General features: G+C 70.4%; 16 protein-coding genes and 1 riboswitch. Of the genes, 8 read left to right on the top strand and 8 right to left on the bottom strand.

From position 1 onward, the window contains the following. Position 1 precedes the first annotated feature (1 nt). The 7 genes from CDN99_RS07475 to CDN99_RS07445 all read right to left on the bottom strand — a co-directional run bounded on the left by CDN99_RS07475 (position 2) and on the right by CDN99_RS07445 (position 10404). Positions 2–2170, bottom strand: a complete 2169-nt coding sequence (locus CDN99_RS07475) for a TonB-dependent receptor (protein ID WP_238139411.1) — start codon at positions 2168–2170, stop codon at positions 2–4. A 274-nt stretch (positions 2171–2444) separates the two neighbouring features. Then, positions 2445–2873, bottom strand: a complete 429-nt coding sequence (locus CDN99_RS07470) for a hypothetical protein (protein ID WP_088384141.1) — start codon at positions 2871–2873, stop codon at positions 2445–2447. A 9-nt stretch (positions 2874–2882) separates the two neighbouring features. Continuing rightward, the gene (locus CDN99_RS07465) at positions 2883–3449 is read right to left on the bottom strand and encodes a DUF3299 domain-containing protein (RefSeq protein WP_141100688.1); all 567 of its coding nucleotides are present in this window, start codon (positions 3447–3449) and stop codon (positions 2883–2885) included. A gap of 128 nt (positions 3450–3577) precedes the next feature. Then, positions 3578–4996, bottom strand: coding sequence for an ABC transporter permease (locus CDN99_RS07460; RefSeq protein ID WP_088384139.1), 1419 nt, complete (start codon positions 4994–4996; stop codon positions 3578–3580). After that, entirely contained in the window at positions 4993–5775 is a 783-nt protein-coding gene (locus CDN99_RS07455; protein ID WP_238139410.1) for an ABC transporter ATP-binding protein, read from the bottom strand. The genes CDN99_RS07460 and CDN99_RS07455 overlap by 4 nt, the downstream gene beginning before the upstream one ends. Then, a complete protein-coding gene (gene msrA, locus CDN99_RS07450; protein WP_088384137.1) occupies positions 5775–6350 on the bottom strand; it encodes a peptide-methionine (S)-S-oxide reductase MsrA in 576 nt (191 codons plus the stop codon). Before msrA ends, CDN99_RS07455 begins: the two co-directional genes overlap by 1 nt. Before the next feature lie 103 nt (positions 6351–6453). Beyond that, the gene (locus CDN99_RS07445) at positions 6454–10404 is read right to left on the bottom strand and encodes a DUF748 domain-containing protein (protein ID WP_141100687.1); all 3951 of its coding nucleotides are present in this window, start codon (positions 10402–10404) and stop codon (positions 6454–6456) included. Between the two features lie 35 nt (positions 10405–10439). On the opposite strand from CDN99_RS07445, the gene CDN99_RS07440 reads away from it, so the two are divergent. After that, positions 10440–11234: a YdcF family protein gene (locus CDN99_RS07440; protein WP_088384133.1), complete on the top strand. Its 795-nt coding sequence runs from the start codon at positions 10440–10442 to the stop codon at positions 11232–11234. A gap of 229 nt (positions 11235–11463) precedes the next feature. Here the strand turns inward: CDN99_RS07440 and CDN99_RS07435 are convergent, their stop codons facing one another. Beyond that, positions 11464–13017, bottom strand: coding sequence for a UbiD family decarboxylase (locus CDN99_RS07435; protein ID WP_088384131.1), 1554 nt, complete (start codon positions 13015–13017; stop codon positions 11464–11466). A 301-nt stretch (positions 13018–13318) separates the two neighbouring features. Between CDN99_RS07435 and CDN99_RS07430 the strand changes: the two genes are divergently transcribed. From CDN99_RS07430 to CDN99_RS07400, 7 genes are all read left to right on the top strand, one after another. Further along, entirely contained in the window at positions 13319–14167 is an 849-nt protein-coding gene (locus CDN99_RS07430; protein ID WP_088384129.1) for a lytic transglycosylase domain-containing protein, read from the top strand. A 140-nt stretch (positions 14168–14307) separates the two neighbouring features. Next, positions 14308–14450: riboswitch (ZMP/ZTP riboswitch) on the top strand. 87 nt (positions 14451–14537) lie between these two features. Next, positions 14538–15788, top strand: coding sequence for a serine hydroxymethyltransferase (gene glyA / locus CDN99_RS07425; protein WP_088384127.1), 1251 nt, complete (start codon positions 14538–14540; stop codon positions 15786–15788). A gap of 16 nt (positions 15789–15804) precedes the next feature. Beyond that, positions 15805–16248 carry a transcriptional regulator NrdR gene (gene nrdR, locus CDN99_RS07420; RefSeq protein ID WP_088384125.1) on the top strand — a complete coding sequence of 148 codons (444 nt, stop codon included), beginning with the start codon at positions 15805–15807 and terminating at the stop codon, positions 16246–16248. A gap of 210 nt (positions 16249–16458) precedes the next feature. Beyond that, the gene (locus CDN99_RS07415; protein ID WP_088384123.1) at positions 16459–17019 is read left to right on the top strand and encodes a GspH/FimT family pseudopilin; all 561 of its coding nucleotides are present in this window, start codon (positions 16459–16461) and stop codon (positions 17017–17019) included. Beyond that, positions 17016–17450 carry a type IV pilin protein gene (locus CDN99_RS07410; protein WP_088384121.1) on the top strand — a complete coding sequence of 145 codons (435 nt, stop codon included), beginning with the start codon at positions 17016–17018 and terminating at the stop codon, positions 17448–17450. The genes CDN99_RS07415 and CDN99_RS07410 overlap by 4 nt, the downstream gene beginning before the upstream one ends. Further along, on the top strand, positions 17447–18253 hold the full coding sequence (locus CDN99_RS07405; RefSeq protein ID WP_088384119.1) for a PilW family protein: 807 nt from the start codon (positions 17447–17449) through the stop codon (positions 18251–18253). Before CDN99_RS07410 ends, CDN99_RS07405 begins: the two co-directional genes overlap by 4 nt. Further along, the gene (locus CDN99_RS07400; RefSeq protein WP_088384117.1) at positions 18250–19503 is read left to right on the top strand and encodes a hypothetical protein; all 1254 of its coding nucleotides are present in this window, start codon (positions 18250–18252) and stop codon (positions 19501–19503) included. Before CDN99_RS07405 ends, CDN99_RS07400 begins: the two co-directional genes overlap by 4 nt. Positions 19504–19516: the final 13 nt, after the last annotated feature.

Genomic DNA, 19516 nt, shown 5'->3' with positions numbered 1-19516 from the left:
CTCAGAACTTGACCTGCAGCCCGGCGAACAGGCTGCGGCCCGGCATCGGCGTCAACTCGCGGATGGTCTGCACGCTGCTCGCGCTGTAGGCCAGCTTGTTGGCCAGGTTGTCGAGCTTGACGTACCACATCGCGTCCATCCCGCCCAGGTCGAAGTGGCGCGCGATGTTCACGCGCAGGATGCCGTAGCCGGCGGTGGGCGTGTCGAGCGCCGGCACCTTGTCCTGCCGCGCCGCGCCGCGCAGCGATGCCTGGATCAGCCACGGTCCGCGCTGCGCCTGCAGCGACACGCTGGCGCGCGCCGGCGCCAGGCGCGGCAGCGGCTCGTGGGTGTCGAGGTTGGTGCCGCGCACGAGGTCCAGCGTGGTGCCCAGCGTCAGGTCCCAGCCCGCCAGCGCCGGCAGCGGCTGATGGCCTTCCAGCTCCACGCCGTGCATGCGGGCGCGCACGCCGCGATAGACGTATTCGGGGACGCTCTCCACGCCGCCGTCCTCCGTGGGCTGCGCGATCTGGCGCCCGCTCGCGTCCAGCGCCAGGTAGTTGGAGAAGCGCGTCTGGTAGACCTGCACGCTCCACCTGGACTCGCCCTGCTTCCACTGCAAGCCCAGGTCGACGGCCTTGGCGCGCTCCATGCGCAGGTTGACGTCGCCCACCTCGTAGGCGCCCGAGGCCACATGCACGCCGTTGGCGAACAGCTCATAGAAGGTCGGCGCCCGTTCGCTGCTGCTGAGGCTGCTCGACAGGCTGAAGCCGCGACCCAGCTCCACACCGCCGGTCAGCGACAGGCTGCGCGGGCTGAAGCGACGTGTGGTCGGCAGGCCGAAACGCTCCTCGTCGCCACCGGTCGATCCGACCTTGACCTTCTCACCGCGCGCGCCGGCCTGCAGGCTCCACGGTCCGGACTTGAACTGCTCGATCAGGAAGACCGCGTTGGACCGTGTCGTCGTGCTGGGCACCAGCGCTTCCTCGCCCAGCGCGGAGAAGTCGCTCTGCTCCCACTGCCAGCCCAGCACGCCCTGCAGCGGTCCCCACGGCGTCTGGATCGCCACATGCTGGGCTTCGACGCGGCCGTCCTTGCCGTCGGACTGGAATACGGTACCGACGGCGCCGCTGCCCTCCACTTCCTGGTGCTTGTAGCGGCTGCTGGCGAACTGCCATTGCACACGCGCCAGGCCCGGCAGCGGATCGCGCCACTCGCCCGCGGTGGCCAATCGCTGACGCTGCATCTGGATGCGGACGTCGGGCTCGACGGTCACGCCGTACTCGTTGTGGTAGTCCTCGACCGACACGCCGGCATACCCCTGCGAGAACAGCAGCGACCCACCCACCGCGCCGCTGCGGCCATGGCTGTCGGAGTTGCGGACGTGGGTCGAGACGCCGTCCTCGCTGGTGAAGCGCGGGACGCGCTGATCGTCCGCGCGGCGGTCCGCCGCGTCGACGTGCCATGCGAACGCCGATGTGCCGCCATCGAGCACCACCGCGCCGCCGCGCTCGTTGGCCGCGCCGCCCAGGCGCGCTTCCGCCGTGCCGCCCAGGCCCGGCTGGGCCAGGCGGGGAATGCGGTTGTCCATCGCATTGACGACCCCACCGATCGCATTGCCGCCGTACTGCAGCGCCGCGGCGCCGCGCAGCACCTCGATGCGGGTCAGCACCAGCGGATCGACCGGCAGCGCGTGGTCGAAGCTCAGGCTGGACGCATCGACCGACGCGCCGGAGTTGCTCAGCATGCGCACCCGGTCGCCGTCCAGGCCGCGCAGCGTCGGCCGGTTGCTGTTCGGGCCGAAGTAGGTCGAGCCCACGCCCGACAGCCCTTCCAGCGTGTCGCCCAGGCTGGCGCCGCGCTTGAGCGTCAGCGCGTCGCCGGAGAGCGTTTGCACCGGCGCGACCACGTCGCGCAGGTTCAGCGGATTGCCGGTGATGACGACGGCTTCCAGCTGCTGCTTGCGGGTCCTGGCTGTGCCGCCGGAAGTGCTCCCGGCCTCCGCGGCGGCGTCCGCGGCATCGGCGGCTCCTGGCGCCGCAGTAGCTTGCTGGGCCGAAGCGGCCGTCGCGCCGAATGCCATCGCCAGGCCGAACGCCTGCGCCAGCAGCGTCAGGCGGGTGGGCGCCGACGCAGCGCCAGCACGAGCGGAAGCCGCCACGATGAAGGAATGGGAAGAGATGGTGACCATGAACACGCTTTCGAGCGGCGTGGCGCCTCCGATCTCCCGACGTGAGGGCCAGGGAGGCCGGCGATGCGCCACGGCGCCATCAAATTCTTGGAAGTCCCGGCGCGTGGCATCGTTCGAACGGAATCGTTCAGACGACGGCATGAACGGCATCGACGACTTGGGCAACGCCGACGACAGCGACGTCATGTCGAAGTCATGTCAATGCCGATGGCGCCGACGCGCGCGGGTCGGCCGCGCCGAGGCGGGCCGATGGGAGAGGAATCGATGGAAGGGTTCAGGCCAGCGGAGGGCCGCGGGCGCTCTTGCGCCACACCTGCGCGAGCGGCGCGCTGTGGGGCTGCGGCGTGCTGACCGGGAAGTCCGGCAGCAGCGCGGTCCAGGCGAGCGCCTGGACGGTCGGGCCCAGCGCGTGGCTGAGCTGGTCGAGCAATTGGCAGTCGAGGCCGCCCGCGGCGTGGCCGAAACGCTGGGGAATGACCTCAGCCGGGCTCTCGATCGAGGCCTCCCGCCCAGCAGCCCTTGCCGTTGTCTGGGCGGCGGTCTGCGCGGTCAGCAGCGCCAAGCGGGCCGGCTCCACGATCCGGCCACCGTGCATCGCCCGGTGTACCAGCCCCATGGACTGGAAACCCAGCAGGCCGACCAGGCACAGCCAGATCCACCAGCGATGCTGGCGGCGGTGCGAGGGGGCGGCCGGGACGCGCATGGCTGCGGATCAGCGCGTCGTCACCGTGGCCGGGACGGCCTGCGTGACGCGATAGAACATGCCGTAGGGATCGTCGTTCAGCACCGCCAACTGGCCCTCGACGGTCACCACGTCCAACGTGTAGCGCACCGGCGACTTGCTGCGCACCTCCACCAGGCCCTCGGGGCCGGCGGGCACGCAGAACGAGCAACTGGTGGGCACCGACGACAGCAGGAAGTGGCTCTGCTTGTCGCCCGGCTCCAGCGGCATCATGAATCCCTGGACCTTCACCGTGCGCTTGTCCAACGCGAGCACCCCCGACGGAAACGTCGGGATGACCTTGCTCTTGTCCGCCTTCACCGTCACCGACGACAGCAGCTTCCAGCTGACGACACCCTCGATGTCCTGCAACGGCTTGAACGGGCTGCGCGGGTCGTGATAACCGGGGCCGGAGCCCATCGGCACCGCGGCGCCCGCCTGCGCCTGCACGGCGCCGCAACCCAGCGCCAGCAGGAGCGCCAGCGCCGCGGCGCGCAGCCCGGCCGGCTGGCCGGGGCGCGAAGAAGCCGTGGAAGCGGTGAAAGGAAGGCTACGCATGGGTGAAGAAGGCGTGAAGGGCGACATTGTGCCTCCCAAATATTGCAAACGCGCTCGTCATGGGTCGTGAGGCGCCCAGGCGGGCCACCCCGGCCCGCTCATTCGAGCGGGCGTGCCGCCGGGCAGGTTCAGCGTGGCGTCTGCAGCAGCTCGGTGACGTCGAGTCGATAGCCGCGCCAGGCCGGCCACGCGGCGGCGATCAACGCCAGGCCCAGCGCCAACGCGGGCACCAGCGCCTCCCATGCCGACCACCACAGGCCCGACACCTGCACCGACTGCTGCGCCGCGAGCATCGCGCCCAACCCCGCCGTCAACGCATGCGCCAGGCCCAGCGCCAGCAACGTCGCCAGGGCCGCGAGCATCAGCGCCTCGAGCGCGATCAGCCCGGCCACGCGCGCGGGCGTCGCGCCGAGCATTCGCAGCATGGCCAGATCGCCCTGGCGCTCGCGCACCGCGTGCAGCAACGCGACCAGCACCGACAGCGCCGCCGCCAACAGCAGCACCAGGCCGAAGCCGCGCAGCACCTCGACGCCCACGCCGAGCATGCTCAGCAGCCGCGCGGTTTCCAGCGCCGGCACCGACGCCTGCAGACCGGGCTGCGCGTTGACCCAGCGCGGCAGCATCACGGCGCCGAGCGGGCTCCGGTAACGGACCAGGACCATGCTGACCTCGAGCGCGGCTTCGGCCTGGGCCTGGGCCTGGGCCTGGGCTGGGTCGCCGTCGCGAGGTCGGGCCGGGCGCTGAGCGCCGATGGCGCCGCGGGCATCATGCGCTTCATGGGAGCCGTGGCCGTCATGGCCGTCACGGGTGCCATCGGCGTCATGGGCGTCATGGGCGTCGGTCGCCCCCCGCGCCGCGGGGTCGCCGCCCGCGGCAGCTTGCCCCGGATCCTGGCCCGTCGTCCGGGCCGCGTGACCATGCGCCGCATGCGCCTCCCAGACCGAGGCCAGATCGGTCAGCACCAGCCGGTCGGCCACGCCGCCTGTGGGCGCGAGCACGCCGGTGACTTCGTAGGCCCCCTCGTGCTCGTCCCCGCCCGAGGCCAGGCCGTGGGTGCCGTGGAAGCGGTCGCCGGGCTTCAGGCCAGACCGTCGCGCCACCTCGGCACCGATCACGGCCTGCATCGGCACGGTCCAGCCCTGCCCCTGCGCGAGCTTGAGCTCGTACAGCGACAGATAACCGGCAGTCGTGCCGACGATGCGAAACCCCCGGAAGCTGTCGCCGAGCGAGATCGGCACCGCCTCGGCGACCAGCGGCTGCTGGCGCAGTTGCCGCACCGTGGCGAGCGGGATGTTGCCGGTCGACTGGTCCAGATGGAACACCCCGGCCAGCAGGATCTGCATCGGGCTGCCCTTCGCACCGACGACCAGGTCGATGCCGGCCAGATCGCGCTTGACGCCGTGCTCCAGTTGCTCACTGACCAGCACGACGAAGCCGATCGCCGCCAGGCCCAGGCTCAGCAGCATCAGGTTGAGCGCGGTCAGCATCGGCCGCGCCCACAGGTATCGCCACGCCAGGCGCGGCAGGTTCAACGGGGAGCGGCTCATGCGGACGGGGGGATCGGCGGCTGGCTGGGTGCCTGGATCGGCGGCTGGATCGATTGCGGCGTGGCGTTCTGGCCCGACCGCGCCATCGGTGCGGCGCCGGGCGACGCGGCCGACGACGCCAGGCGCAGCCGATGCAGCGCCGGCCAGCCGGTCCAGGCGCTCTCGATGCGCGCGTCATGCGATGCGATGACCAGACACAGACCGTGCCGATCGGCGGCCTGACGCAGCAGCGCGAGCGTCGCCGCGCAGGCGTCGTCGTCAAGGTTGGCGGTCGGCTCGTCGGCCAGCACGAAACGCGGCGATCGCAGCAGCGCCCGCGCCAGCGCGACCCGTTGCGCCTGCCCCTGGCTCAGTTGATGCGGCCGGCGATCCAGCAACGCGGCCACGCCCAGCTCGCCCAGCACCGCCTCGATGCGGCCCAGGTCCGGTGCCAGCCCCGCCGCCACGTAGGGCAGGGACAGGTTGTCCCGCACGGACAGCGACGGGCTCAGATGCAGCCGCTGCGGCACGAAGCCGAGATAGGCGCCACGCCAGGCGTCCCGCGCGGCGGGCGCGAGCGCGGCGACCTCCTGGCCGCCCATCGTCAGGCGCCCACCGGACGGCGTCAGCAAGCCGGCCATCAGCGCCAGCAGCGTGCTCTTGCCGCTGCCCGACGCGCCGCGCAGCAGCAAATGCCCCCCCTGGGGCAGCACGAAGTCGGGAAACGCGAGCTCGGTGGCGCCGTAGCGCATCCGCAGGTCCGACAGCGCGATCAGTCCGATCGAGGACGGCGCCGCCATCAGGTCGACGCCTCGTCCTTCACCAGCTCCTTGAACTTCATCAGGAACTTGTCCACCTTGGGCGCGACGACGAAGGCGCAGTACCCCTGCTCCGGATGATGGGCGAAGTAGTCCTGGTGATACGCCTCGGCGGGCCAGTAGTTCTGCTCCGGCTGGAGCTCGGTGACGACCTTGCCGCCGTGGGCGCGCTGAGCGTCGTCCATCACCTGCCGGATCTCGGCGAGTTGCTCGGGGCGCCGGTAGTAGATGCCCGAGCGGTACTGCGTGCCGACGTCGGCGCCCTGGCGGTTCAGCGTCGTCGGATCGTGGATGGTGAAGAACACCTGCAGCAAGTCCGTCAGGCTCACCACCTGGGGATCGAAGCGCACGCGCACGACCTCGGCATGGCCGGTATTGCCCGAGCACACCTGCTCGTAGGTTGGATTCGATACCTGGCCGTTGGTGTAGCCGGACTCGACGGACAGCACGCCCTTGACGCGCAGGAACACGGCCTCGGTACACCAGAAGCAACCGCCGCCGAGGGTGATCAGGTCGTCGTTCGGGCCGAGCGCGGGGGGATGGAGTGGGGTCGTCATGGCGATGTCCTGGTGAGGTCCTGCGGAGGGGGCCGATGGCCCCGACACATCGGGGCGCTCGGCCGCCGATCAAGGTCGGCCAGCATAGGGCCGGCGCCGTCGTTCACTGTGCGCTCAGCGCCAAGTCCACGCGCGGCTGCCAGGGCTTGTCCTTCGCGTCGGCACGGTCGTCGCCCTTGGCGTGCAGCTTCGGCGAGGAGAGGAACAGCCGCGCGTTCGGCACGCCACGCTCGATCAGCGCATCCCGTACCGCGACCGCGCGTTGCAGCGCGAGTTCCCGCAGTTGCTCGTCGGTCACGGCGTAGCTGCTCATCAGCAGCTCGCGCATCTGCGCCGCCGGCAGGTCCTTCGCCAACCCGATGAAGTTGCGGGGCTTGTTGGGCAGCTTGGCGTTGTCGTAGACGACCTTCAGCAGCCGCGCCCGCGTCGCCTCGTCGAGCACGACCGGCGCCGGCGGCGCGTCGGCGGCGCCCGACGCCGCGGTGGCCGGCGTGCTCACGGACTGCGCCAGTTGCGACCGGCGCAGCTCGCGCCGCCGCTCGGTGACCAGCGCCTCTTCGAGCCGCGCCGCCTGGGCGGCCTGGCGCTCGGCCTCGGGATCGACCCAGCCGGTGATGGTCAGTTGCAGCGCCGGACGCTCCGCCAGCACCTTGGTCAGCGGCGCCAGCTTCTGGGCCGCCTCCGGCTGCAGCGCGGCCGTGCCGGGCTGGAACTCGAGCTGGCTCATCTCCGCCCCGCCGCCGCCGGACAGCAGCGAGAACGGCGCGGTCAAGGCCTTGGTCAGCAGGTTGATGATCAGCTTCACCACCAGCCCGCCGATGCTGAACTCCGGATCGTTGATGGAGCCGCTGACCGGCAGGTTCACGTCGATGACGCCGTTGCTGTCCTTCAGCAGCGCCACCGCCAGCCGCACCGGGAGCTTGGTCGCCGTCGGGCTGTCGATGCGCTCGCCGAAGCTCAGCTGGTTCAGCACGATCTTGTTGTCCGCCTGCAGCCGGCCGCCCGGCTCGATCTGGTAATGCACGCGCGTCGACAGCTTGCCGCGCTCGATCGCGTAGCCGGCGTACTTGCCGGCATACGGCGACAGCGGCGCCAGCTCGATGTCGGTCGCGCTGGCGGTGATGTCCAGCGCCAGCGGCGCGCCGCTGGGATTGAGCTTGCCGCTGACGTCCAGCAACCCGGTGCCCTCGACGCGGCCCTTCAGCTGCAGCGCGGCCATCTCCGCCGACCCGGCCGAGAACGCGCCCAGCGTGCCCGTCAGCTCGCTCAGGTTGGCGCTGTAGTTGGGCTTGATGAAACGATCGTTGAAGTCGACGCGGCCGCCGTTGACGCGGGTCTCGCCGATGCTCAGGCGCAGCGGCGGCTCGGCGCCGGGCGCTGCCGCGGCGACGGCGGAGGCCGCGGTCGGCGGCGGCGCGGCGGTCGCCTGCGCGATCGTCGCGGCCACCGGGGCCGACGCGGCCGGCGTGCCCGCCACCGCGGCCACCGCCTGGCCCTCGTCCGTCTGGCGCAGGTCTCGCAGATTCAGCCGGCCTTGCTCGTTGACGATCAGGCGGGCATAGAACTCGTCCAGCACCGCCTGCTGAATGCTCACGTCCGGCGTGCCGCCCGGGTCCAGCTTCATCTGCACGCCGGCCAGCTTCAGCCCCTGCCAGCTCAGCAGGTCCTCGGCGGAGCGGCGCTGGCCGTTCTGCAGCCGCGCCTGGCGCAGCCGCAGGTCGGAGATCAGCAGCTCGCCGGTGGCGCGCACCGCGGGGCCTTTGGGCGTCTCGGTGAAGGCGAGGCCCGCGCGCACCGTGCCGTCGGCGCGCTGCAGGTGGATGCCGATGGAAGGATCCAGATAGGGGTCGATCCACTGCAGCGGCAGGTGCTCCGCGTTGAGGCGCCCCGTCACCTTCAGCGGCGCCAGCGCGAGCTGGCCATCCCAGCGCAGCTTCGGGATGTCGCGCGCGCCACGCCGCGTGGCATCGGGTCGGCGCATGGTCGCGCTCACCTGGACCGGCAGCGGCTTGCGAAGCTGGCGGCCGTCCCAGTCGATGCCGGACACCTTGACGGCCAGTTCCTGCACGCCGATCGGCCGCGCGGGTTCGTCCGCCAGCACGTGCGTGGCCAGGTCCAGCAGCGTCGCCTGCCCGCCTTCGACGGCGACCTCGCCGATCTGCGCGGTCCATGGCGCGCCGGCAGCGTCCTTCGTCGTCGACATGGCTGGGGCGGCCTCGCGCTCGGGCGGCGACAACGTCAACCGGTCACCCGTTCTGGCGTGCGCGCGGGGACGTGACGCGACCGCGCTGGCCGGCCCCTTGGCGGACACCGTGGACGCCGGCAGCCAGGCATCCCAGCTCCAACGGCCGGCCTTGTCCCGCCCCAGTTGTGCCTGCGGCGCCACCAGCGCCAGTCGGCCGACCGTCAGCTTGCGACTGTCCAACGCGACTTCCGCCTGATCCAGGCTCAGTTGCTTCATGGCCAGCACCTGCTTGCGCCCCTCCACCGCCAACAGCCCGTCCAGGCTGAAGGCGCGCAGCGACAGCTTCGGATCCTCGCCGTTCGGCCCGGCGCTCACGGCACCCTGCGTCGACACGATGCCCTGCACGGCCAGCGGCGTGACGGCCTTCAGGTAGGGCGCGAAACCCTGCAGCGCCAGGTCCTTCAGCGCCCAGTCCAGCGACACCCCGGCCGCCCCCACCTGCCCCTTGCCGGACAGCGTGGCAGCCTCCTTGGCGCCCTCCGGCGCCAGCCGCGCGGCGATGTCGATGGGCGCGGCCTTCGCGGCGAGCGGCCAGCTCAGGCCGGTGCCAGTGATGGTCAGGCCATCGACGCGCCATTGGGCGGTCGGGCGCAGGGTCTCGTCGGTCCAGCCGACGCGACCATCGCTCAACGCGAGCCGCTGGACGCCGACATGCCACGGCGCGGGCGCGCCAGCCTTGGATTTGCCAGCGGCGACCGCGGACGCCGGCGCCCTCGCTGGCACGGCCGCCGGACGCGCCGCGGGCACCGCGGGCGCAGGAGCGGCGGCGACCGGCAGCCACAACTGCCCTCGCGCGTCCCGCCCCATCAGCAGCTCCGGCTGCTGCAAGGTCACGGCGCCCAGCAGCAATTGCCGCTTCAGCGGCTGCACATCCGCCAGATCCACCGTCAGCGCCTGCCAGCGCAACCAGTCCTCCCAGCCATCGCCGTCATGCCGTTGCAGCGACAACTGGCGGACGGCGGCCCGCCCGCTGACCTTCACTTCCGGCGCCTGCTTGGGCGGCTGCCGGAAGTCGACGGTCAGTTGCGTGTCGACCAGTCCCTTGGCCAACCGCATCGGCAGCTCGCGCGGCCAGTAGGCGCGATAGGCCGACAGGTCCAGCGCCTCCAGCTTCACCGTCAGGCTGGCGCTGCGCGTTTCGGCGAACGGCTGGGCCTGGCCCTCGCTCTGGAACCCGACCCCGTTGAGCTGCCCCGCCAGGCGCGGCTGCACATGCACCTCCACGTCAGCGTCCAACGTCGACAGGAACGGGATGCCCAGGTGCAGCGCCTTCAATTGGTGGACCATGCCGGCCGACCGGTCGTCCAGGCGGAACTCACCTTCGGTCAGCTCGATGTTGTAGAGCGCGGCCTCGGCGGGCCCCTCGTCGGCCTGGGGTTGAGGGGTCGGCTTGGCGGCCAGGCGCGCGACGATGTCGTCCAGGTCAGTCTTGCCGTCGGCCAGCAACGCGACGCGCACCTGCGGCGCGTCGACCTTGAGCTCCGACAGCACCGGCGCCAGGTGCCACAACGAGCGCGGCGACAGCGCCGTCTCGATGCGCCGCACCGCCAGCAGCGGCGGCGCGTCCGCGGCCGGGCCCGCGATCCTGAGGTCTTCGAGCGTCAACGCCAGCCGCCAGGGCTGGAAGCGCGCGGCGCCCAGCGTCACGGTGCGTCCCAGTTGCTCCGTGGCGATCCGCACCCCGGCGCGCTCGATCCACATCGGCAGCGCCACCCACGCGACCAGCAGGATCGCGAGCAGGAACAGGACCAACGCCAGCACTCCGCGCGCGATGCGGCGAGGCCAGACGGGAAGAGCGGAGAACAGCACGTGTGAAGCCAGCCTAGTCGTCAACGAAGGTGATTATGCTGGCGGGCCTCAACACCTGGCACTCGATGAACGATCTGACACACGCCGTCGCGGCTTTTCTACTGCCGCCGACCGGCGCCTTCCCGCTGCTGTTGCTGGGCTGGTGGCTGCGCCATCGCCGCCAGTGGCTGTCCCGCGCGCTGTTCCTGGCCGGGCTGCTCGCCGTGTGGGTGGGCAGCACCGAGCTCGGTGCGCTGTGGCTGCAGGACCGGTTGCTGGGCCCGCAGCAGGCAGTGCGGATCGCGCAGCTGAAGGACCTGCCGCCCTCGCAGAGCGTCATCGTCGTGCTGGGCGGCGGCGCCCGGTTGCTGCCCGAGTACGGCACCCCGCAGCTGAAGCCGATCTCCATCGAGCGGCTGCGCTACGGGATCTGGCTGTCGCGCCAGACGGCGATCCCGATGCTTTTCACCGGCGGCCAGCCGCGCGTCGCCCGGCCCGGCCTGATGACCGAGGCCGCGCTGGCGGACCGCACCGCGGCGCAGGAGTTCGGCTTCACGCTGACCTGGCGCGAGGACCGCGCCACCGACACCCGCGAAAACGCCGAATACACCGCCGAGCTGCTGCGCGGCAAGCCGATCAAGCGCGTCGTGCTGGTGACCCACGACGTCCACATGCGCCGCGCGATGCGCGCCTTCCGCGACGCATTGCCCGCCGATGTGGAACTGGTGGCCGCGCCGATGGGCCTGCCGCTGCCGGGCTTCGAGTGGCGCGACCTGCTGCCGTCGCAGGAGGGCATCGCCCGGGCGCGCTACCTCGGCTACGAGTGGCTGGGACTGGTGGCCAATCATTGAGGAAAGGGGCGACATGACACCCCCGTCCTCCAAATAGAAACCCCTCCCGCGCCGGGTGCGCCGGACATGGGAGGGGGGGGCGGACCAGCCGCCTTTGGGGCTCCGCGGCGATGTGCCACGGGGCTCCTGGCGCGCAGAGACTGCGCCAGAGGATATGCCTGAAAAGGCCAGACAACCTTAGGCAGACGACCCCATGCTTTCAAGCACCGATGCTCGGGAAGCAGGGAAATCAGCCCCCGAACAAACGCCTATATAAATCCGCCGCCCGGGCTTTCTGCTCGGCCGGCATCTCGATGACGCGGCCCCATTCGCGCGAGGTCTCCCCCGGCCACTTGTTGGTCGCGTCCAGCCCCATCTTCCCGCCCAGGCCGCTGACCGGGGACGCGAAATCCAGGTAGTCGATGGGCGTGCCCTCGACCAGCGTCGTGTCCCGCACCGGATCCATCCGCGTCGTGATCGCCCAGATGACGTCCTGCCAGCTGCGGATGTCGACGTCTTCGTCCACGACCACGATGAACTTCGTGTACATGAACTGGCGCAGGAAGCTCCAGAGCCCGAACATCAGCCGCTTGGCATGGCCCGGGTAGGCTTTCTTGATCGAGATGACCGCCATCCGATAGCTGCAGCCCTCGGGCGGCAGATAGAAGTCGACGATCTCGGGAAACTGCTTCTGCAGGATGGGAACGAAGACCTCGTTCAGCGCGACGCCCAGCACCGCCGGCTCGTCCGGCGGCTTGCCGGTGTAGGTCGAGTGATAGATCGCGTCGTCGCGCTGCGTGATGCGGTTGACCTCGAAGACGGGGAACCAGTCCTGCTCGTTGTAGTAACCGGTGTGGTCGCCGTACGGGCCCTCCAGCGCGTGCAGGTAGCCGCCCTTCTCCTTCAGCGGGATGCCGTCCTCGCTGCGGCCGGTGAAGCCGGCCGGCGCGGGCGGGATGTGGCCTTCCAGAACGATCTCGGACGTGGCCGGCACCTGCAGCATGCGCCCGGCCTCGCCGACGGCGGTGTCCGCCACCTCGGTCCGCGAGCCGCGCAGCAGGCCGGCGAACTGGTACTCCGACAATGAATCCGGCACCGGCGTCACCGCCCCCAGCGTGGTCGCCGGGTCGGCGCCCAGCGCCACGGCGATCGGGAACGGCTGTCCTGGATTCGCGATGGCGAAGTCGCGGAAATCGAGGGCGCCGCCGCGATGCGCCAGCCAGCGCATGATCAGCTGGTTGCGGCCGATCAACTGCTGTCTATAGATCCCGAGGTTCTGCCGTTGCCGCGGATTCGGAATGCCCTGCGGCCCTCGCGTCACCACCAGCCCCCAGGTCAGCAGCGGGCCGATGTCGCCCGGCCAGCAGGTCTGGATGGGCAGCCGCTTCAGGTCGACGTCCGGCCCCTCGACCACCTGCTGCTGGCAGAGCGGCCGCTTCACCAGCGACGGCTTCATGTCCCACAGCGCCTTGGCCATCTGCGCCAGCTTTCCGACATCGCGCAGGCCGCGCGGCGGTTCCGGCTCTTTCAGGCTGGCCAGCAGCTGACCGACCTCCCTCAATTGGGTGGTCGACTCGGCCCCCATGCCGAGCGCGACGCGGCGCGGCGTTCCGAACAGGTTGGCCAGCACCGGCACGCGATGGCCGGTCGGCCGTTCGAACAACAGCGCCGGGCCTTCCGCCCTCAGAACCAGGTCGCTCAGAGCGGTCATTTCGAGCACCGGCGACACCGGGTCGACCACCCGGCGCAGCTCCCCCATTTGCTCTAGAGCGCCCACAAAATCACGCAAATCTCGGTACTTCATAACTTAAAGTAGTTAGGAACAAGCCCTATCAGGTTGACGGGTTATTTTTGATCCATAGAATCGCGCCCTGCCCTGACCCCAGGGTTATCCCGGTCTTCGCCCGTGGGACGGCGAAACCGGTCCGCTGCCAAATGGCCGCTGGATCGCCCGTCTGGTCGCGACGCCCGCCCGGAGCCCTCAGAGAGCCCTCCGAGCCGTCGGCACCGATGCCCGATCCGGCCCATTATCGCCATGCCCCGCACCGCCGCCGCCGAGGAGACTCGAGCGATCGACGGGTCGGGATGTCGGAGAAAGGAGTCGCATGACAGCGCGTTCTCATTGGTTATCCCTTCCTCGCCAGGCGCAATCGGCCCTGGTGCTCTTCATCAAGGACATCGGCCAGGGCCTCCTGGTCGTCAGCCACAACACGCTCGCCCTGCTGGGCTTCGCCGTCGTCGCCGTCGGACTGGTCTTCGCCAGCCAGGCCGATCTGCGCCAGCAACTGGAAAACCAGGTGCTGGGCTGGCTCAACGCCCGCCACGAGGCCCGCGTCGAAGCCTCCGGCGACGTACTCGCGCTGATGGCGGAACCCGAGGCCATCAACCGCGCCACCGCGGTCGACCCGAAGGAACTGACGCGCCAGCAGGCGGCCGTCGCCAACTACCTGGCGCGCCGCTACAAGGTCGCGCCCGAGCCGGTCAGCCGCCTGGTCAAGGAAGCCTGGGACGTGGGCCAGCGTGCCCGCGTCGACCCGACGCTGATCCTGTCCATCATGGCGATCGAGTCCGGGTTCAACCCGTTCGCCCAGAGCGCCGTCGGTGCCCAGGGCCTGATGCAGGTCATGACGCGCGTCCACGACGACAAGTACGAGGCCTTCGGCGGCAACCTCGCCGCCTTCGACCCGATCACCAATCTGCGCGTCGGCGTCCAGGTGCTCAAGGAATGCATCCAGCGCGCCGGCACCCTGGAGGAAGGCCTGCGCCGTTACGTCGGCGCCGCCAACCTGCCGGACGACACCGGCTACGCGGGCCGCGTGCTGGCGGAGCAGGAGCTGCTGAAGGCGGTCGCGCAAGGCCGCACGATCAGTCCGTCGGCCCCGCGCCCGATCCGCGAGCCGGCGTCCGCGCCGGTGCCCACCGGCGAGCAGGTCGCGATGACGGTGATGCACTGAGCGGCAGATTCCCCGTGGCGCACTCCGGCGCCGCGATCGACGGGCTCCGATGTGAACGGAGCCCGTTTTTCATTGGTGAAGGCGTCGGTCCAGGATTCCCCCGGCGAGCGTTCGTGCCCCTCGGCGGTGCGGCTACACTGCACGCTTCGCGCAACTGGCGATCAGGGCGCCCTTCCTCGTGATCCGCACGGGGCTGGCGTCGCCCGAGGTGGGTCACCACCGGGAAGCGCGAGCGGCCGGAGACGTTCTCCGGTTGTCCGTGCCGTTCGCCTGGGCCGCCGTCGTTCCGTCTTCAGCACCGGACTGCGCCCGCGCCCGTCCGCTGACCCGAAGCCGGGCGGGTGGCGCCAACCCTTGAGCCGACATCATCATGTTTGACCGCACCCAACAAACCCTCGCCAACGTCGACGCCGAGATCTTCGCCGCCATCCAGCAGGAGAACCGGCGCCAGGAAGACCACATCGAGCTGATCGCCTCGGAGAACTACACCTCCCCCGCTGTCATGGAGGCGCAAGGCAGCCAGCTCACCAACAAGTACGCCGAGGGCTATCCTGGCAAGCGCTACTACGGCGGCTGCGAGTACGTGGACATCGTCGAGCAGTTGGCGATCGACCGCCTCAAGCAGCTCTACGGCGCCGAGTTCGCCAACGTGCAGGCCAACAGCGGCTCGCAAGCCAATCAGGGCGTGTTCTTCGCGCTGCTGCAGCCCGGCGACACCATCATGGGCATGAGCCTGGCCGAAGGCGGCCACCTGACCCACGGCATGGCGTTGAACATGAGCGGCAAGTGGTTCAACGTGATCTCCTACGGCCTGAACGACAAGGAAGAGATCGACTACGACGCGATGGAAGCGCTGGCGCGCGAGAAGAAGCCCAAGCTGATCATCGCGGGCGCCTCGGCCTACGCGCTGCGCATCGACTTCGAGCGCTTTGGCAAGATCGCCAAGGAGATCGGCGCCTACTTCATGGTCGACATGGCCCACTACGCCGGCCTGATCGCCGCGGGCGCCTACCCGAACCCGCTGCCGCACGCCGACGTGGTGACCTCCACGACGCACAAGAGCCTGCGCGGCCCGCGTGGCGGCATCATCCTGACCAACGACGAGGCGATCGCCAAGAAGATCAACTCGGCCATCTTCCCCGGCATCCAGGGCGGCCCGCTGATGCACGTCATCGCCGGCAAGGCCGTGGCCTTCAAGGAAGCACTGTCGCCGGAGTTCAAGGCGTACCAGCAGCAGGTCGTGGCCAACGCCAAGGTCCTGGCCGAGACGCTGATCGAGCGCGGCCTGCGCATCGTGTCCGGCCGCACCGAAAGCCACGTGATGCTGGTGGACCTGCGCCCGAAGAACCTGACCGGCAAGGAAGCCGAGGCCATCCTGGGCGCCGCCCACATGACCTGCAACAAGAACGGCATCCCGAACGACCCGCAGAAGCCGATGGTCACCAGCGGCATCCGCCTGGGCACGCCCGCGATGACCACGCGCGGCTTCAAGGAGGAGCAGGTGCGCGCCACCGCCCACCTGATCGCCGACGTGCTGGACAACCCGCATGACGAGGCCAACCTGGCCCGCGTGCGCGACAAGGTGGCCGAGCTGACGCGTCAGTTCCCGGTCTACCGCTGAGCGAAGGGCGCGGCGCATGCGTTGCCCGTTCTGCGGTCATGGCGACACGCAGGTGTCGGAGACCCGCGAGTCGGACGAGGGTGACGTCGTCCGCCGCCGCCGCCGCTGCCAGTCCTGCGACAAGCGCTTCACCACCTACGAGCGGGCCGAGATCGCCCTGCCCATGGTGGTGAAGAAGGACGGCACCCGCGCTGACCTGGACGTGGGCAAGCTGCGCGCCTCGATGTCGCTGGCGCTGCGCAAGCGTCCCGTCAGCATCGAGCAGATCGACGCCGCACTGGAGCGCATCCAGGAGAAGCTGCTCACCAGCGGCGTGCGCGAGATCCCGTCGACCAAGCTGGGCGAGCACGTGATGCGCGAGCTCAAGCGCATCGACAAGGTCGCCTACGTCCGTTTCGCCTCGGTCTATCGCAGCTTCGAGGACGTGGACGAGTTCCGCCAGTTGATCCGCGACATCTGATCCGGACCGCGCCTCGGCGCGCGCCCCTTGTGCGCCCATGCGCACAGTTTCCCCAAGGCCCGCCCCCATCGGCGGGCCTTCGTTTTCCCCCTTGAAGGCGACGCGTGTCAGCGTCCGTCTCCCTAGAGTCCTGCTCATGACCTGCCGCGCCCCGCATGACCGTTCATGCGTCCGTGCGGCGGATGGTGCAGTCCTCCCGGGAGATGTTCCGTGCCCTGCTTCCCATACCTTGCCGCTCGCCGCCGGCCCGCCCGCGGCTTCAGCCTGATCGAGGCATTCGTCGGCATCGCGCTCGTCGCGCTGGTCGCCATGCTCGCCGGCCCTGACCTGCGCGACTGGCTGTGGCGCGTGCGGCTGTCCAACGCCGCCCAGGCGGTGCTCGGCGATCTCCAGTTGGCCCGCAGCGAGGCGCTGCAAGGCGCGCGCAACGTGATCATCCGGTTCGGCGAGGACGCCGCCGGCAGCTGCTACGTGCTCCACACCGGCCCCGTCGGCGCCTGCGCCTGCCGCATGGACACCCCCCCGGTCTGCGAGGACAGCGCCCGGCCGATCCGGCAGATGCGATGGCATCTGCGTCCCGGTCACGCGACGGTGAGGTCCAACGTGCCCTCGATGCTGTTCAGCGGACGCCAAGGAACGGTGTCGGTCGCGGGGACGATCGATGTCCAGGTCGAGGGCATCGGCGTGGTGCGCCATGTGATCGGCATCACCGGACGCGTACGCAGTTGCACGCCTGACGGCGCGATGAGCCGGCTGCCGAGGTGCGCATGAACATGCCCGCTCAGCCGCGCCGGGGCTTCTCGCTGATCGAACTGGTCGTCGTGCTCGCGATCATTGCGGTCCTCGCGACGCTCGCACTGCCGGGCTTTCGAGACCAGGTGCTGAGGTCGCGTCGCGCCGAAGCCCGCGAGGCGCTCCAGATGCTGCAACTGGCCCAGGAGCGCTTCCGCTCGCAAGCGCCTCGCTACGCGCAACGCCTGGAGGAACTGGGGCATGCCGCGACGAGTCGCAACGGCCTCTACCAACTGCGCATCGTGCAGGCCGACAGGACGCGCTATGCGATGGAAGCCCACGCGACAGGCGCCCAGACGGGCGACCGGACTTGCCGGGTCCTGATGCTGAGCCTGGAGAACGGCAGCGTGCGCGCGACCGGATTCGACGATCACGGCGCGGAGCGGGTGGACGCCTGCTGGCCGCAATGAGCGCGGAGATCCCGATGTCAGCCTGCCTTCGCATCCGCCGCGGCCTCGGCCTTCGCCGCCCTCTTCGATCGATGGCGGCAAGCCGCCGGCCCCATGACTCCAGGCGAAGAACATCGTCCGGCTTCACGCTGGTGGAGGTGCTGGTGGGCGTGGCGATCAGCCTCGCGATCATCGCCGGAGCGCTCGCGACGGCCGGCCTCCAGCTCGGGGAGCACCATCGGCTGATGCTGGAACTGCAGGTGCAGCAGGATCTCCGCGCGACCGCCGAGCTGATGCTGCACGACTTGCGCCGCGCAGGTTTCCGGGACCGACCACAAGACGCGGTGTGGCGGGAAGACAGGCCTGCGCGGGACTCGAATCCTCCGGCCGATATCACTGTCGACGACGCCGGCCGCCGCATCACCTACAGCTTCGCGCGAGGCGACGTCGCAGTGAACGGCGGCAGCAACAAGGGGAGCGGCAGCGGCGCTTCGATCGATCCCGCGACTGACGTCCGGGAGACCTCCGGCTTCCGATTCGCGCAAGGGCGCCTGGACCAGCTCATCGCCGGCCGCCATCAGCCGCTCACCGACCCCGCCGTGCTGCGCATCGTCGGGTTCCAAGCCTGGCTCGGTTCGATCGACCACGCGCTCGGCGACCTGTGCCCCACGCCCTGTCTCGCGAGCGAGTGCGGACCCTTCCTGCGATCACTGCAGGTCCGTTTCGTCATCGAGGCGGAGGCCGTCCACGACGCGCGCGTCAAACATCGCATCGAGGCGCAGACCCGCATCCGCAACGATTCACTCTCGGGGAGCTGCTCATGAGCCGACGACATGAACGGGGCCTCGGCACCCTGGCGATGTGCGCGATCCTGCTCGCGATCCTGGCTTTAGGCGCGGCCTGGGCCGCGAGACAGCTGTCGACCGCGCAACGCGTGGCCGCCAACGATCTGCGCGCCGCGATGGCCGCCGAAGCGGCCGAGTCAGGCCTCGCCTGGGCCCTGGCCATGCTGAACACAGGGCGCATAGACGACCAGTGCCGTCCGGCATTCGGTCCAGCGGGGAGCGTTCCCGAGGCCGGTTCATCGACCACGTCGAACGATGCCGCCGACGCGAACGTCGACGCCCGCACGAACACCAGCACCGCGGGTCGCGCGGACCGCCCAGGCTCCGCGGCCATGGATTTCCGGAACCGCTTTCTCCAGGTCGCGCAGGACGGCCACTACCGCGTCCTGACGACTGGCGGGACGAGCGCCGCGACGAGCGCGCCGGAAGGCTCGCCCGGCACCGGGGGTGGCACGGCCGAGGCATCCTCCACATGGCAAGCGGCCTGCGCCAACACCGGCGCCCTGCGATGGGCCTGTCGTTGCCAGCCGGGCGCCCTGCCCGGCCCCGCGGTGGACCCGTCAGCCGCACCAGCGCAGGCTCAACCCCTCTTCACCGTTCGACTTACCGACACCGCCACTCCGGGTCAGTTGCGACTGCTCGTGCGCGGCTGCAGCGATCGCGCGCCCGATTGCGACCGCGGCGACGACGGCCCCATCGGCGTCGCGGAGGTGTCGCAGCACCTGGCGCTGCTGAGCGCCTTGCGACTACCGCCTCCGACGGCGCTCGTCGAGGGCCCCGGTGCATTCATGCGGACCTTCGGTTATCCCCCCGCGCGCTATCGCAGCCAGCCGGCCATCACTCGGCTCCGCTGCACTTCCGATTGCCGGCAGGCGCTGGCCACCGCGCTGGCCCGGGGACGCAGGCTGCTGTGGATCGACGGGGATGCTCGTCTGTCCGACCTGCCGGTCGAAGCGGTCGACGGCTCGCCGCTGGTGCTGATCGTCGACGGACGACTGGACCTGGCGGTGTCCACCCCACTCCTGGGCGTGCTCTACGCCCGCGATGGCGTCAGTTGGCACCCCCCGGCGGGCGCGCCCGCATCGATTCGCGGGGCCATCGTCACGGACGGCATCCTGGACCGGGGCCGATCCGTCGAGTTGATCCATGACCCAGCGCTCCTGCGCGGAATCAGCCGTCGGATGGGCAGCTTTCTGCCAGTGCCCGGCGGCTGGACACCCACCCGTTGAGGTCGGAGGACCG

The organism is Roseateles aquatilis (assembly GCF_002205645.1).
Classification (GTDB): Bacteria; Pseudomonadota; Gammaproteobacteria; order Burkholderiales; family Burkholderiaceae_C; genus Roseateles; species Roseateles aquatilis.
This window is presented reverse-complemented; position numbering and strand designations above follow the sequence as displayed.

Excerpts from the sequence above, each read along its gene's own strand:
- CDN99_RS07430 (WP_088384129.1), top strand. The coding sequence starts at position 13,319 with ATGACAGCGCGTTCTCATTGGTTATCCCTTCCTCGCCAGGCGCAATCG.
- CDN99_RS07405 (WP_088384119.1), top strand. The coding sequence starts at position 17,447 with ATGAGCGCGGAGATCCCGATGTCAGCCTGCCTTCGCATCCGCCGCGGC.
- CDN99_RS07470 (WP_088384141.1), bottom strand. The coding sequence starts at position 2,873 with ATGCGCGTCCCGGCCGCCCCCTCGCACCGCCGCCAGCATCGCTGGTGG.
- CDN99_RS07410 (WP_088384121.1), top strand. The coding sequence starts at position 17,016 with ATGAACATGCCCGCTCAGCCGCGCCGGGGCTTCTCGCTGATCGAACTG.
- CDN99_RS07440 (WP_088384133.1), top strand. The coding sequence starts at position 10,440 with ATGCTGGCGGGCCTCAACACCTGGCACTCGATGAACGATCTGACACAC.
- msrA (WP_088384137.1), bottom strand. The coding sequence starts at position 6,350 with ATGACGACCCCACTCCATCCCCCCGCGCTCGGCCCGAACGACGACCTG.
- CDN99_RS07400 (WP_088384117.1), top strand. The coding sequence starts at position 18,250 with ATGAGCCGACGACATGAACGGGGCCTCGGCACCCTGGCGATGTGCGCG.
- glyA (WP_088384127.1), top strand. The coding sequence starts at position 14,538 with ATGTTTGACCGCACCCAACAAACCCTCGCCAACGTCGACGCCGAGATC.
- CDN99_RS07460 (WP_088384139.1), bottom strand. The coding sequence starts at position 4,996 with ATGAGCCGCTCCCCGTTGAACCTGCCGCGCCTGGCGTGGCGATACCTG.
- nrdR (WP_088384125.1), top strand. The coding sequence starts at position 15,805 with ATGCGTTGCCCGTTCTGCGGTCATGGCGACACGCAGGTGTCGGAGACC.
- CDN99_RS07475 (WP_238139411.1), bottom strand. The coding sequence starts at position 2,170 with ATGGTCACCATCTCTTCCCATTCCTTCATCGTGGCGGCTTCCGCTCGT.
- CDN99_RS07435 (WP_088384131.1), bottom strand. The coding sequence starts at position 13,017 with ATGAAGTACCGAGATTTGCGTGATTTTGTGGGCGCTCTAGAGCAAATG.
- CDN99_RS07465 (WP_141100688.1), bottom strand. The coding sequence starts at position 3,449 with ATGCGTAGCCTTCCTTTCACCGCTTCCACGGCTTCTTCGCGCCCCGGC.
- CDN99_RS07455 (WP_238139410.1), bottom strand. The coding sequence starts at position 5,775 with ATGGCGGCGCCGTCCTCGATCGGACTGATCGCGCTGTCGGACCTGCGG.